Origin of the sequence: Streptomyces iranensis, from assembly GCF_017874715.1 — a bacterium.
GTDB classification, from domain to species: domain Bacteria; phylum Actinomycetota; class Actinomycetes; order Streptomycetales; family Streptomycetaceae; genus Streptomyces; species Streptomyces iranensis.
In genome coordinates, this window is sequence record NZ_JAGGLR010000020.1 from 243149 (window position 1) to 259327 (window position 16179).

Genomic DNA, 16179 nt, shown 5'->3' on the forward strand with positions numbered 1-16179 from the left:
GTTCCGGACCGAGGGAAGTGGGGGTGGCAGACCATGGCGAGCGATGAAGAGAAGCTGCTCGACTATCTGAAGCGGGTGACGGCGGATCTCCGGCAGACGCAACGCCGTCTGAAGGATGTCGAGTCCGCGGGGCACGAGCCTGTCGCCATCGTGGGAATGTCCTGCCGCTTCCCCGGAGGCGTACGGTCCCCCGAAGAGCTGTGGGAACTCGTCGCCACGGAGCGGGACGCCATTTCGGAACTCCCCACCGACCGCGATTGGGATCTGGAGAATCTCTTCCACCCCGACCCCGAGCACCCGGGGACGAGTTATACGCGCGAGGGCGGCTTCATCGACGACCCCGCGGGATTCGACGCCACGTTCTTCGGCATCAGCCCCCGCGAGGCGCTCGGAATGGCACCGCAGCAGCGGCTGGCCCTCGAGGCGTCCTGGGAGGCCATCGAGCACGCCGGGGTCGACCCGGAGTCGCTGCGGGGCAGTCGGACCGGCACCTTCATCGGCTGCGATCACCTCGACTACTGTTCCGACGCCTCCCAGGTTCCCGAGGGCTCGGCCGGCTACTTCACCATCGGCAACTCCGCCAGCGTGGTGTCCGGCCGGGTGGCGTACACCCTCGGTCTGGAGGGTGCCGCGGTGACGGTGGACACCGCGTGCTCCTCCTCGCTGGTCGCCATGCATCTGGCCTGCCAGGCGATCCGGCAGGGCGAATGCGATATGGCGCTGGCCGGGGGCGTGGCCGTGATGTCCTCGACGGCACCGTTCATCGGCTTCAGCGAGCTGCGCGGGCTCGCGCCGGACGGCAGGTCCAAGGCGTTCTCGGCCAACAGCGACGGCATGACCCTGGCCGAGGGCGTGGGCGTCCTGCTGCTGGAACGGCTGTCGGACGCGCGGCGCAACGGCCACCAGGTGCTGGCCGTGATCCGGGGCACGGCGGTCAACCAGGACGGCGCCAGCAACGGCCTGACGGCCCCGAACGGGCCCTCGCAGCAGCGGGTCATCCGGCAGGCGCTCGCCAACGCCCGGCTGTCGGCGTCCGAGGTGGACGCGGTGGAGGCACACGGTACGGGTACGTCGCTGGGCGATCCGATCGAGGCGCAGGCGCTGCTGGCCACGTACGGGCAGGAGCGGCCCGAGGGGCGCCCGCTGTGGCTGGGGTCCATCAAGTCGAACATCGGGCACGCGCAGATGGCCGCGGGTGCGGCCGGGGTCATCAAGATGGTGATGGCGATGCGCCACGAGGTGCTTCCCGCCTCGCTGCACGTCGACGAGCCGACGCCCCATGTGGACTGGAGCGCGGGCGATGTCCATCTGCTGACCGAGGCCCGGGAGTGGCCACGGGGCGAGCATCCGCGACGGGCGGGGGTCTCGTCGTTCGGCATCAGCGGGACGAACGCCCATCTGATCCTGGAGCAGGCCCCGGAGGGGGGCGCGGCGGTGCGGGGGGACGCCGAGGCGGGACCGTCGGACCACGTGGGTGTGGCAGTGCCGTGGGTGGTGTCGGCGCGCGGTGCGGAGGCGCTACGGGGCCAGGCACGGGCGCTGGCGACACGGGTGAACGCCGACCCGGGGGCGATTGCCGCTGAGGTGGGGTGGTCCCTGCTGCGCTCCAGGACGCTCTTCGACCACCGGGCGGTGGTCATCGGCCAGGACCGCGACGAGCTGGTGGCAGGGCTGGAGGCACTGGCCGCCGGAGAACTCCATCCGGGCCTGGTGCACCCCGGCGGAAGCGCTGAGGCGGTCGGGCAGACAGTGTTCCTGTTCAGCGGGCAGGGCAGCCAGCGCCCCGGCATGGGCGCCGGACTCTACGACCGCTTCCCCGTCTTCGCGGCGGCTTTCGACGAAGTCTGCGCCCTCCTCGACCCGCACCTGGAACACCCGCTACGGGAGCTGGTCTTCAGCCGCGACCCAGAACAGACGGCGCTTCTGGACCATACGACCTACGCCCAGGCGGGGTTGTTCGCCCTGCACATCGCCCTGGCACGGCTCCTCGACTCCGTCGGCGTACGACCCGACGCCGTCATCGGGCATTCGATCGGGGAAATCGCGGCCGCCCATATCGCCGGAGTCTTCGACCTACCCGACGCCTGCCACCTCGTCGCCACCCGCGCCACCCTCATGGGAGGACTTCCCGAGGGCGGAGGCATGGCCACCATCGCCGCCACGGCCGACGAACTCACCGACGACCTCGCTGCACACAACGGCCAAGTGAGCATCGCCGCCCTCAACACCCCCACCAACACCGTCATCTCCGGACCCCTCGACCTCGTCACCGAGATCAGTGCCACCTGGGCGGCCAAAGGCCGCAAGACCAGGACACTGACCGTCAGCCACGCCTTCCACTCACCCCTGATGGACCCCATCCTGCAGCCCTTCAAGGAAGCCATCAGCGGACTCACCTACCACCCACCCACCATCCCCCTCATCAGCAACCTCACCGGACAACCAGCCGACGAGCAGGTCGCGACGCCCGACTACTGGGCCCAGCACATCCGCCAACCCGTCCACTTCCACCCCGCCATCACCCACACCACACCCCACACCAGCATCTACCTCGAACTCGGCCCCGACCCCATCCTCACCACCGCAACCCACCACACCCTCCACCACCACACCACCACCACCGAAACCAACCAACCAACACCCCTCATCACCTCCACCCTCACCCACAAACAACCCGACACACACGCCCTCACCCACACCCTCGCCCGACTGCACACCGCCGGTGCCGATGTCGACTGGACCAGCTGGTACCCCGCCGACCCGGCCCCCCAGGTCGTCGGGTTGCCGACGTATGCCTTCCAGCACCAGCGCTTCTGGCTGGCCCCGCCCGCCGCCCGTACGAGCTTCGAGGGGGCTGCCGGGGACCCGGCCGAGGCTCAGCTCTGGCATGCCATCGAGGAGCTCGATGTCGAGGCCCTCACCAGCACACTCCAGCTGGACAAGGACAGCCCCGGCATCGATGCGCTGCTGCCCGCACTCCCCGTACTGTCCGCCTGGCGGCGGCAACACCGTGAACGTTCCACCATCGACTCCTGGCGCTACCGGGCCACGTGGCAGCAGCTCCCCGACCCGGCCGCCCCGGCCCTGACGGGCAGCTGGCTGGTGGTCGTCCCGGCCGGGCAGGAGGAGCAGGCCGCGGTCCAGGTCACCCTCCAGGCGCTGCGGGCACACGGCGCGACGGCGCTCCCGTACGCGGTCGACGCTCATGATGTCGATCGCGCCGGGCTCCGCGAACGTCTCGACCGGCTGACCGAGGAGTCCCGGCCCGCCGGAGTCATCAGCCTGCTCGCACTCGACCAGGAACCGCTCGTCGGCCACTCCGCGGTGTCCGCCGGGCTCGGCGCCACCACCGCCCTCCTCCAGGCTCTCGATGACGCCGGATTCAGCGCGCCCCTGTGGTGCGTCACGCAGGGCGCCGTCGCCACCGGCCGCGGCGACCTCCTCCCCCACCCCGAGCAGTCGCAGATCTGGGGTTTCGGCCGCGTGGCCGCGCTGGAACATCCGCGGCGCTGGGGCGGTCTCATCGATCTGCCCGCCACCATGACCCACCACACCGCGGGCCGGCTGGCGGCCCTGCTCGTCCCCGGGCAGTCCGAGGACCAGGTCGCCATCCGCACCACCGGTACGTACGCACGCCGCCTCGCCCGTGTGCCCGCCGCCGACACCGCCCCCGCTCCCTGGGAGCCGTCGGGCACCACGCTCATCACCGGTGGCACCGGCGGTCTCGGCGCCCAGATCGCCCGCTGGCTGGCCGACCGGGGCGCACCCCGTCTCCACCTCGTCAGCCGTTCCGGGCCCGGCGCGCCCGGCGCGTCCGAACTCAGCGAGGAGCTCACCGCGCTGGGGACGGACGTCACCATCACCGCCTGCGATGTCTCCGACCACGCCGCGCTCCGGCGGCTCATCGACAGCGTCCCCGCCGAACACCCCCTCACCGCGGTCATCCACACCGCCGGCACGATGGAACTGGGTCAGATCGGCGAGCTGGACCCCGGGCGATTGCAGCCCGTTCTGCGGTCCAAGGCCCTGGCCGCCGCTCATCTGCACGACCTCACCCAGTGCCTCGATCTCACGGCCTTCGTTCTCTTCTCGTCGAACGCCGCGACATGGGGCAGCGGGCAACAGGCCGCCTACGCCGCCGCGAACACCTACCTGGACGCGCTCGCCGAACACCGCCGGGCCCGGGGCCTGCCCGCCACCAGCCTCGCCTGGGGGCCGTGGGGCGAGGCGGGCATGGCAGCCGACCAGCACACACTCTCCCACCTCAAGCGGCGGGGCCTCTCCCCACTCCCGACCGACCTCGCCATCGCGTCATTGCAGCACGCGCTGACACACGACGACACCGCCGTCACTATCGCGGATGTCGACTGGGAGAGGTTCGGCCGTACGTTCACCGCGCAGCGCCCGAGCCCCTTCCTCACCCGGCTGATGCCGTCGAGCGCGGAGCCCGCCACGCCCACGGCCACCGCCGACGACAATCCGCTGCGGCAACAGCTCAGCGCGGCGCCCGCCACGCAGCGCCATCAGATCCTGGTCCGCCATATCCAGACCCTGGCGGCGACGATCCTCGGTCACTCCGGCCTGGACGCGGTTCCCCCGGGGCAGCCCTTCCAGGAACTGGGCTTCGACTCCCTCACCGCGGTCGAGCTGCGCAATCAGCTCGCCGCCACGACCGGCCTCGTCCTCGCTCCGGCACTGGTCTTCGACCATCCGACGCCGAACGCTCTCGCCACGTATCTGGGCGCCGAACTCACGGGGCAGAAAGCCGCCGTCACCACCCACACGTCGTCCGTGGCCGCCGACGACGAGCCAATCGCGATCGTCGGCATGGCCTGCCACTACCCGGGCGGTGTGCGCTCGCCGGAGGAGCTGTGGCAGCTGGTCGTCGCGGGCCGGGACGCCATCGGGGAGATGCCCGCCGACCGCGAATGGGATCTGGACACCCTCTTCGATCCCGACCCCGAGCGTCTGGGTACCAGCTATGCGCGCGAGGGCGGTTTCCTCCACGACGCGGCCGGGTTCGACGCGGCGTTCTTCGGCATCAGCCCGCGCGAGGCGCTCGCCATGGACCCCCAGCAGCGGCTGCTCCTGGAAACCGCCTGGGAGACCTTCGAGAGCGCGGGCCTGGACCGGGACACGCTCGCCGGGAGCAACACCGGCGTCTTCGCGGGCGGCACCTATCAGGGCTACGGCGCCTCCGGCGGTTCCTCGGCGCGGGAGGTCGAGGGCTATCTGCTCGCGGGCGGTACGCCGAGTGTCATGTCGGGCCGGGTGGCGTATGCCTTCGGCCTCGAGGGCCCGGCGGTGACGGTGGACACGGCGTGCTCGTCGTCGCTGGTGGCGATGCATCTGGCCGCCCAGGCGCTGCGGCAGGGCGAATGCGCGATGGCGCTGGCGGGTGGCGTGACGGTGATGGCCACGCCGACCACCTTCATCGAGTTCTCCCGCCAGCGCGGTCTGGCGGCCGACGGCCGGTGCAAGCCGTTCGCATCGGCGGCCGACGGCACCGGCTGGGGCGAGGGCGCCGGGCTTCTGCTGTTGGAACGGCTGTCGGACGCGCGGCGCAACGGCCATCGGGTGCTGGCCGTGATCCGGGGCTCCGCGGTCAACCAGGACGGCACGAGCAACGGCCTCACCGCCCCGAACGGGCCCTCGCAGCAGCGGGTGATCGGCCAGGCGCTCGCCAACGCCCGGCTGTCGCCATCGGAGATCGATGTGGTGGAGGGACACGGCACCGGCACGACGCTGGGCGATCCGATCGAGGCGCAGGCGCTGCTGGCCACGTACGGGCAGGAGCGGCCCGAGGGGCGTCCGCTGTGGCTGGGGTCCATCAAGTCCAACATCGGCCACACGCAGGCCGCCGCCGGAGTGGCCGGGGTCATCAAGATGGTGATGGCGATGCGCCACGAGGTGCTTCCCGCCTCACTGCACATCGACGAACCGACACCCCATGTGGACTGGAACGCGGGCGATGTCAGCCTGCTGGCCGAGGCGCGGGAGTGGCCACGGGGCGAGCATCCACGCCGGGCGGGTGTCTCGTCCTTCGGCATCAGCGGGACCAACGCGCATGTCATCGTGGAGCAGGCGCCCGAGGAGCCGGTGACGGCGGCCGGAGCCGTCGAGGCGGGGCCGGTGGACTCGGCGGACTCGCCGGAGCTGATGGGTGGGCCCGTGCCGTGGGTGGTGTCGGCGCGCGGTACGGAGGCGCTACGGGGCCAGGCACGGGCGCTGGCCCAACGGGTGAACGCCGACCCCGAGGTGAGCGCCTCGGAGGTGGGGTGGTCCCTGCTGCGCTCCCGGACGCTCTTCGACCACCGAGCGGTGGTCATCGGGCAGGGCCGCGAAGAGCTGGTGGCAGGGTTGGAGGCACTGGCCGCCGGAGATCCCCATCCGGGCCTGGTGGAGCGCAGGGAGACGGCCGATACCACCGGTCAGACCGTGTTCCTCTTCAGCGGACAGGGCAGCCAGCGCCCCGGTATGGGCGCCGAACTCTACGACCGCTTCCCCGTCTTCACCGAAGCCTTCGACGAGGTGTGCGCCCTCCTCGACCCGCACCTGGAACACCCGCTGCGGGAGCTGGTCTTCAGCCGCGACCCAGAACAGACGGCGCTACTGGACCACACCACCTACGCCCAAGCCGGACTCTTCGCCCTGCACATCGCCCTGGCACGGCTCCTCGACTCCGTCGGCGTACGACCCGACGCCGTCATCGGCCACTCCATCGGCGAAATCGCCGCCGCCCATACCGCCGGAGTCTTCGACCTACCCGACGCCTGCCACCTCGTCGCCACCCGCGCCACCCTCATGGGCCAACTCCCCACCGGCGGAGGCATGGCCACCATCGCCGCCACCCCCGACGAACTCACCAACGACCTCGCCACACACAACGACCAAGTGAGCATCGCCGCCCTCAACACCCCCACCAACACCGTCATCTCCGGACCCCTCGACCTCATCACCGAGATCAGTGCCACCTGGGCGGCCAAAGGCCGCAAGACCAGGACACTGACCGTCAGCCACGCCTTCCACTCACCCCTGATGAACCCCATCCTCGAACCCTTCAAGGAAGCCATCAGCGGACTCACCTACCACCCACCCACCATCCCCCTCATCAGCAACCTCACCGGACAACCAGCCGACGAGCAGATCGCGACCCCCGACTACTGGACCCAACACATCCGCCAACCCGTCCACTTCCACCCCGCCATCACCCACACCACACCCCACACCAGCATCTACCTCGAACTCGGCCCCGACCCCATCCTCGCCACCGCAACCCACCACACCCTCCACCACCACGCCACCACCACCGAAACCGAGCAACCAACACCCCTCATCACCTCCACCCTCACCCACAAACAACCCGACACACACGCCCTCACCCACACCCTCGCCCAACTCCACACCGCCGGTGCCGATGTCGACTGGACCAGCTGGTACCCCGCCACCCCCACCCCCCGCACCATCGACCTCCCCACCTACGCCTTCCACCACCAGCACTACTGGCTGTCGTCCGGCACCTCCTCGAACCCGGCGCCCACGGAGGCGGCGGCTCTGGTCGACAGGGAGTTCTGGGAGGCCGTGGAGCGCGAGGATCTGGAAGCCCTGGCGGCGACCATCGATTCACCGGCGAACCAGCAGACCATGCTGGGCGCTGTTCTTCCGACGCTGTCCGCCTGGCGGCGGCAGCACCGGGAGCGGTCGGTCATCAATTCCTGGCGATACCAAACCACTTGGAAGGGGCTTCCCACTCCTTCCACCCGTCCGGACCTCTCCGGCACCTGGCTGCTGATCATCCCCGCCGGTCAGTCCGACCACCCTGCCGTTGCAACCGCCACTCAGTCCCTGACCGCACACGGCGCCACCCCGCTCCGCCATGTGCTCGACACCCGTACCGTCGATCGTGACGCCTTGGCGGACCACCTCACCCGTCTGGCCACGGAGGGCGAACCCACCGGAGTACTGAGCCTGCTCGCCCTCGACGAGGAGCCGCACCCCCATTACGCTGCCGTGCCCTCCGGGCTGACCGCGACCACCGTTCTCGTGCAGGCCCTCGGCGACGCCGAGATCCCTGCACCCCTGTGGTGTCTCACCCAAGGCGCCGTCGCCACCGGCCCCGGCGATCCGCTCCCCAGCCCCCGGCAGGCGCAGATCTGGGGACTTGGCCGAGCCGCGGCCCTGGAACACCCTCGCCGCTGGGGTGGCCTGATCGACCTCCCGACCGTCATCGACCACCACACCGCGGACCGTCTGGCCGCCCTGCTCGCTCCCGGTGGGCCGGAGGACCAGACCGCCATCCGCGCCACCGGCAGCTACGCCCGGCGCCTCCGTAGGGCCGGTGCGCCCACCACTGCCCCCAGGATCTGGCAGCCCACCGGCACGACGCTCATCACCGGCGGCACCGGCGGTCTCGGCACCCATGTCGCCCGCTGGCTCGCCCGCCACGGCGCACCCCATCTCCACCTCATCAGCCGTTCCGGCCCCGACGCCCCCGGCGCCGCCCAACTCGCCCAAGAACTCACCGATCTGGGCACGACCGTCACCATCACCGCCTGCGACGCCTCCGACCGGGCCGCACTCCGGCACCTCCTCGACACCATCTCCGCCGAACACCCCCTCACCGCCGTCGTCCACGCAGCCGGAACGTCGGATACCGAGCTCATCGCCGACCTCGGGCCGGAGCGGCTGCAGCATGTCCTCGGGGCCAAGGCTCTGGCCGCCGCGCATCTGCATGAGCTGACCCAGGGGCTCGACCTCCGCGCCTTCGTGCTCTTCTCGTCCGGCGCGGCCTCGTGGGGCGGCAGTCGGCAAGGCGCCTACGCCGCCGCGAACACCTATCTCGACGCCCTCGCCGAGCACCGCCGGGCCCGGGGACTCCCCGCCACCAGCCTCGCCTGGGGCCCCTGGGGCGATGCGGGCATGGCCGCCGACGAGACCGCGCTCGCGTTCTACGGCCGACGCGGCCTGTCTCCGCTCGGCCCGGACCTGGCCGTGGCATCGCTCCAGCACGCCCTGGACCACCGTGACACCACGGTCACCGTGGCGGACATCGACTGGGACAAGTTTCCGACGGCGTTCACCGCCCAGCGCCCCAGCCCGCTGCTCGACGACTTGGTCACGGCCGCCGACAACTCCACCGGGCGAACCGCCAGCACATCCGCAGGCACCTCGCTCCAGCAGCGGCTCTCCGCCGCCACCCCCGAGCAACAGCACCAGCTCCTCCTCGAGCGGATCCAGTCCCTCGCGGCCTCGATCCTGGGGCATTCCGGACCGAACGCCATTCCGCCCGCCCAGCCGTTCCAGGAGCTCGGGTTCGACTCCCTGACCGCCGTGGAGCTGCGCAACCAGCTCGCCACCGCCACCGGAATCGACCTCGCGCCCGCGCTCGTCTTCGACCACCCCACGCCCAACGCCCTCGCCACATATCTGTGCGCCGAACTCACGGGCCGGCAACTGGCCGTCGCCGCTCACACCCCCATCACGGCCGTCCAGGACGAACCGATCGCGATCGTCGGCATGGCCTGCCGCTACCCCGGCGACGCACACTCACCGAAGGAGCTGTGGGACCTGGTCATGGCGCACCGCGATGCCATCGCGGAGATGCCCACCGACCGCAACTGGGATCTGAACGCGCTCTACGACCCCGACCCCGACCGCACGGGAACGAGCTACGTCCGCGAGGGCGGATTCCTCTACCAGGCGGCCGAGTTCGATCCCGGGTTCTTCGGCATCAGCCCGCGCGAGGCGGTCGCCATGGACCCCCAGCAGCGCCTGCTGCTGGAAACCGCCTGGGAGACCTTCGAGAGCGCGGGCCTGGACCGGGACACGCTCGCGGGCAGCAACACGGGCGTGTTCGCGGGAGTGACGTCGCAGGACTACATCTCCCTCACCGGCGATACGGCGAGCGACGTCGAAGGCTATGTCGCCACGGGCAATATCGGCAGTGTGGTGTCCGGCCGGGTGGCCTACTCCTTCGGCCTGGAAGGCCCGGCGGTCACGGTGGACACGGCGTGCTCGTCCTCGCTGGTGGCGATGCATCTGGCCGCCCAGGCACTGCGGCAGGGCGAATGCACGATGGCCCTGGCCGGCGGGGTGACGGTGATGGCCACCCCGGGCGCGTTCATCGAGTTCTCCCGCCAGCGCGGTCTGGCGCCCGACGCGCGGTGCAAGCCGTTCGCGGCCGCGGCGGACGGCATGGTGTGGGGCGAGGGCGTCGGTCTCGTCCTGCTGGAACGGCTGTCGGACGCACGGCGCAACGGCCACCGCGTGCTGGCCGTCGTCCGGGGCTCCGCCGTCAACCAGGACGGCACCAGCAACGGCCTCACCGCCCCGAACGGGCCCTCGCAGCAGCGGGTGATCCGGCAGGCGCTCGCCAACGCCCGGCTGTCACCGTCCGAGGTGGACGCCGTCGAGGCACATGGCACCGGGACCACCCTCGGCGATCCGATCGAGGCGCAGGCGCTGCTGGCCACGTACGGGCAGGAGCGGCCTGAGGGACGTCCGCTATGGCTGGGGTCCATCAAGTCCAACATCGGCCACACGCAAGCCGCCGCCGGAGTGGCCGGGGTCATCAAGATGGTGATGGCGATGCGCCACGAGGTACTGCCCGCCTCACTGCACATCGACGCACCGACCCCGAATGTCGACTGGAGCGCGGGCGACCTGAGCCTGCTCACCGAACCCGTCCCATGGCCCCAGGGCGAAAGGCCCCGCCGGGCGGGAATCTCCTCCTTCGGCATCTCCGGTACGAACGCCCATCTCATCCTTGAGCAGGCCCCCGAGCCGATCGAGCCCGCCCCCGTACCGGACGTCGCTGGTGTGGTGCCCTGGGTGATCTCCGCACAGAGCGACGCGACGCTACAGGGTCAGGCAGCGGTCCTGGCCGGGCACATCACCGGCGAGCCCGAGGTGAGCGCCTCGGAGGTGGGGTGGTCCCTGCTGCGCTCCCGGACGCTCTTCGACCACCGAGCCGTGGTCATCGGCCAGGACCGCGAAGAGCTGGTGGCAGGGCTGGAGGCACTGGCCGCCGGAGAACCCCATCCGGGCCTGGTGCACCCCGGCGGGAGCGCTGAGGCGGTCGGGCAGACCGTGTTCCTCTTCAGCGGACAGGGCAGCCAGCGCCCCGGCATGGGCGCCGAACTCTACGACCGCTTCCCCGTCTTCACCGAAGCCTTCGACGAGGTGTGCGCCCTCCTCGACCCGCACCTGGAACACCCGCTACGGGAAATGGTCTTCAGCCACGACCCCGAACAGACAGCGCTTCTGGACCATACGACCTACGCCCAGGCGGGGTTGTTCGCCCTGCACATCGCCCTGGCACGGCTCCTCGACTCCGTCGGCGTACGACCCGACGCCGTCATCGGGCATTCGATCGGGGAAATCGCCGCAGCCCATATCGCCGGAGTCTTCGACCTACCCGACGCCTGCCACCTCGTCGCCACCCGCGCCACCCTCATGGGCCAACTCCCCACCGGCGGAGGCATGGCCACCATCGCCGCCACCCCCGACGAACTCACCAACGACCTCGCCACACACAACGGCCAAGTGAGCATCGCCGCCCTCAACACCCCCACCAACACCGTCATCTCCGGACCCCTCGACCTCGTCACCGAGATCAGCACCACCTGGGCCGAACGCGGCCGCAAGACCCGCACCCTCACCGTCAGCCACGCCTTCCACTCACCCCTGATGAACCCCATCCTGCAACCCTTCAAGGAAGCCATCAGCGGACTCACCTACCACCCACCCACCATCCCCCTCATCAGCAACCTCACCGGACAACCAGCCGACGAACACATCACCACCCCCGACTACTGGACCCAACACATCCGCCAACCCGTCCACTTCCACCCCGCCATCACCCACACCACACCCCACACCAACATCTACCTCGAACTCGGCCCCGACCCCATCCTCACCACCGCAACCCACCACACCCTCCACCACCACACCACCAAAACCAACCAACCAACACCCCTCATCACCTCCACCCTCACCCACAAACAACCCGACACACACGCCCTCACCCACACCCTCGCCCAACTCCACACCAACAGCACCACCATCGACTGGACCAGCTGGTACCCCGCCACCCCCACCCCCCGCACCATCGACCTCCCCACCTACGCCTTCCACCACCAGCACTACTGGCTCGCCCCGCCCGCTCCGCGCGCCGACAGCCACCTCAACGGCCATCACCCGGCCGAGGCCAGGCTCTGGGACGCCATCGAGGAGCTCGACGTCGACGCCCTCACCAGCACACTCCAGCTGGAGAAGGACAGCCCAGGCGTCGATGCGCTGCTGCCCGCGCTCCCCGTACTGTCGACCTGGCGGCGTCGGCACCGCGAGCGGTCCACCATCGACTCCTGGCGCTATCGCGTCGCGTGGAAGCAGCTGCCGGATCCCGCCACCGCGCCGACACTCAGCGGGACCTGGCTGCTGCTCGTGCCTCCCGGGCTGGAGGAGCACCCGGCCGTCCATGCCACCGCCCAGGCGCTGGACTCCCATGGCGCGGCCTATGAAGTCCTGTCGCTCGACGGCGCGGACGCCCGACGCGACGCCCTCGCCCCACTGCTCTCACACCTCCCCGATGGCAGCACACCCGAGGGCATTCTGAGTCTGCTCGCGCTCGATCAGACGCCCCACCCCGACCACCCGGCCATCCCCAACGGGCTGGCCGCGACGGCCGCCGTTGTCCAGGCCCTCAGCCAGACGCCGCTCCTCGCGCCCCTGTGGTGCGTCACCCAGGGTGCGGTGGCCGCCACCGCCACCGATCCGCTTCCCCACCCGCACCAGGCCCAGATCTGGGGTATGGGCCGGGTCGCGGCGCTGGAGCACCCTCACCTCTGGGGCGGTCTCATCGACCTCCCGGCCGACGTGGACGCCCGTACCCCCGCCCGTATCGCCGCCGTACTGACGCCCGGCCGGCCCGAGGACCAGGTGGCGATCCGCGCCACTGCCCTGGCCCGCCGTCTGGAGCGCGCCGCCTGCCCGGACACCGCGCCCACCGCGTGGCGCCCCGCCGGTACGACCCTGATCACCGGCGGCACCGGCGGTCTGGGCGCCCAGGTGGCCCGCTGGCTCGCCCGCCAGGGCGCACCCCATCTCCACCTCGTCAGCCGCTCCGGCCCCGACGCCCCTGGTGTGAACCAACTCACCGCAGAACTGACTGCGTTGGGCACGGCCGTCACCGTCACTGCCTGCGACGTGTCCGACCGCGCCGCACTCCAGCACCTCCTCGGCACCATCCCCACCGAACACCCCCTCACCGCCGTCGTCCACGCCGCAGGGCTCGCGGAGAACACCCCGCTCGCCGAGCTGGACCTTCCGGGGATCGAGGCCGTGCTGCGGCCCAAGGCGCTCGCGGCCGCCCATCTCCATGAGCTCACCGAGGATCTCGACCTCAGCGCCTTTGTGCTCTTCTCGTCCGGCGCGGCCTCGTGGGGCGGTAGCCGACAGCCCTCGTACGCCGCCGCCAACGCCTATCTGGACGCCCTCGCCGAGCACCGTCGCGCCCGTGGCCTGCCCGCCACCAGCCTCGCCTGGGCGCCATGGAGCGATGCGGGCATGGCCGCCGACGAGACCGTCATCGACTACTACCGCCGGCGCGGGATGCGTCCCTTGGACACCGATCTCGCCATCGCCTCGCTCCAGCACTCCCTGGACCACGGCGACACCACGATCACCATCGCGGACATCGACTGGGAGAGGTTCCCGGCCGGTTTCACCGCACAGCGGCCCAGCCCGCTGCTGTCCGACCTGGCCGCCACCGCGTCGCCGGGTGCCGATGCCACCCCGGACGCCGACGCGGTGCTGAGCAACTCGCTTCGGCGGCAACTGGCCACCGGCTCCCCCGCCCAGCAGCATCAGCTCCTGCTCCATCACATCCAGACGCATGCCGCCGCGATCCTCGGCCACCCGACCATCGACGCGATCCCACCCGCCCAGCCGTTCCAGGAGCTGGGGTTCGACTCCCTCACGGCCGTCGAATTCGGCCATCGGCTCTCCGCCGCCACCGGTCTCGACCTTCCGCCCACTCTGGTCTTCGACCACCCCACGCCCAAGGAGCTGGCCGACTGTCTGCGCGAGCGGCTCGTCGAGGGGCAGCTGACCTCCGAGGGACATCTGCTGTCGGAGCTCGACCGGTGGGACTCGGTCTCGGAGCCATCGACGGTGGACGAGGCGGCCCGCCGCCGGATCACCGGGCGACTGCGGCTGCTGCTGGCCAAGTGGAGCGACACGGAACGGGAAACGGAGCGTTCCGCGGCCCACAGCGCGCTCGAGACGGCGACGGCAGAAGACATTTTCGACCTCATCTCCGACGAGTTCGGAAAGTCCGACGAGCTCGGAAAGTCGTGAGCCCGATGACCCCCATCCTCCGCGACGCGCCAAGGAGCCTCCGCCAGATGTCGAACGAAGAGAAGCTGCTCGACCACCTCAAGTGGGTCACGGCCGAGTTGCGCCAGACCCGTGAGCGTCTGCGGGAGGCCGAGTCCGCCGAGCCGGAGCCCATCGCGATCGTGGGCATGGCCTGCCGCTATCCGGGTGGGGTGCGGTCGCCGGAGGAGCTGTGGCGGCTGGTGCGGGACGGCGAGGACGCCGTCTCCGGCTTTCCCACGGACCGGGGCTGGGGCGTTGAGGAGCTCTTCGACCCGGATCCCGAAAGCTATGGGAAGTCGTATGTGGACCAGGGCGGATTCTGTTACGAGGCGACCGAGTTCGACGCGGCCTTCTTCGACATCAGCCCTCGCGAGGCGCAGGCCATGGACCCCCAGCAGCGGCTGCTGCTGGAGACCGCGTGGGAGGCGTTCGAGCGCGCCGGGCTCAACCGGGCGTCGCTGGGCGGCAGTAACACCGGGGTGTTCGCCGGGGTGGGTTCGCACGACTATCTGTCGGTGATCGGCGACATCACCAGCGAGGTGGAGGGCTATGTCGGCCCCGGGAACCTCGGCAGTGTGGTGTCCGGGCGGGTGGCGTACTCACTCGGCCTCGAGGGACCCGCGGTCACGGTGGACACCGCGTGTTCCTCGTCGCTGGTCGCCATCCATCTGGCGTGTCAGGCGCTGCGCAGCGGCGAATGCGATCTGGCCCTGGCCGGTGGTGTGGCCGTGATGGCCACGCCCGGCGCGTTCATCGAGTTCTCCCGTCAGCGCGGCATGGCCCCGGACGGCCGCTGCAAGCCGTTCGCGGCGGCTGCCGACGGCACCGGATGGGGCGAGGGCGCCGGGTTGATCGTCCTGGAGCGCCTGTGTGAGGCGCAGCGCCGCAACCGCCGTGTCCTCGGGGTGATCCGGGGTTCCGCAGTCAACCAGGACGGTGCGTCGAATGGTCTGACGGCGCCGAACGGGCCCTCGCAGCAGCGGGTGATCCGGCAGGCCCTGGCCAACGCGCAGCTGTCCACCGCCGAGGTGGACGCGGTCGACGGACACGGCACCGGGACCACCCTCGGCGATCCGATCGAGGCGCAGGCACTGCTGGCCACGTACGGCCAGGGCAGGCCGGAGGACCGCCCGCTGTGGCTGGGCTCCATCAAGTCCAACCTGGGGCACACCCAGGCCGCCGCCGGTGCGGCCAGTGTGATCAAGATGGTGATGGCGATGCGGCATGAGCTGCTGCCCGCCTCGCTGCACATCGACGAGCCGACGCCGCACGCCGACTGGGCGTCGGGTGCGGTGCGGCTGCTGACCGAGCCGGTCGCGTGGCCGCGTGGGGAGCGTCCGCGCCGGGCCGGTGTGTCCGCGTTCGGCATCTCCGGTACGAACGCCCATCTCATCCTGGAGCAGGCACCCGCCCCCGCCGGGACGCCGTCCGTCGCGATGGTGCCGACCGACGGCGACAGCGATGGTGTTTCGGCGGGTGGTGTTTCGGCGGGTGGTGTGGTGCCGTGGGTGATCTCCGGGCGTGGCGCCGAAGCGTTGCGCGGTCAGGCACGGGCACTGGCCGAACGACTGGCCACCAACCCCGAAACATCAGCGGAGGAAGTCGGCTGGTCACTCATCGCCACCCGATCCGTCTTCGACCACCGCGCCGTCATCATCGGCCAACACCGCGACGAACTCCTGACCGGACTCAACGCCCTGGCCACCGGCCACACCCACCCCACCATCACCGAACCAACCACCACCGCCACGGGCGGCCTCAGCGGCCCGGGAACAAACGGCATCGGCCCCGTCCTGGTCT

1 protein-coding gene and 1 pseudogene are annotated in these 16179 nt (G+C 70.8%); both read left to right on the forward strand.

Features of this window, described 5'->3' with window-relative positions; genetic code table 11:
* Nucleotides 1-33: 33 nt before the first annotated feature.
* The gene (locus J2Z30_RS33355; protein WP_044567775.1) at nt 34-14358 is read left to right on the forward strand and encodes a type I polyketide synthase; all 14325 of its coding nucleotides are present in this window, start codon (nt 34-36) and stop codon (nt 14356-14358) included.
* 47 nt (nt 14359-14405) lie between these two features.
* Nucleotides 14406-16179, forward strand: a pseudogene (locus J2Z30_RS33360) (type I polyketide synthase); the annotation flags it as partial.

Coding starts and splice junctions, on each gene's coding strand:
- J2Z30_RS33355 (WP_044567775.1), top strand. CDS start 34: ATGGCGAGCGATGAAGAGAAGCTGCTCGACTATCTGAAGCGGGTGACG.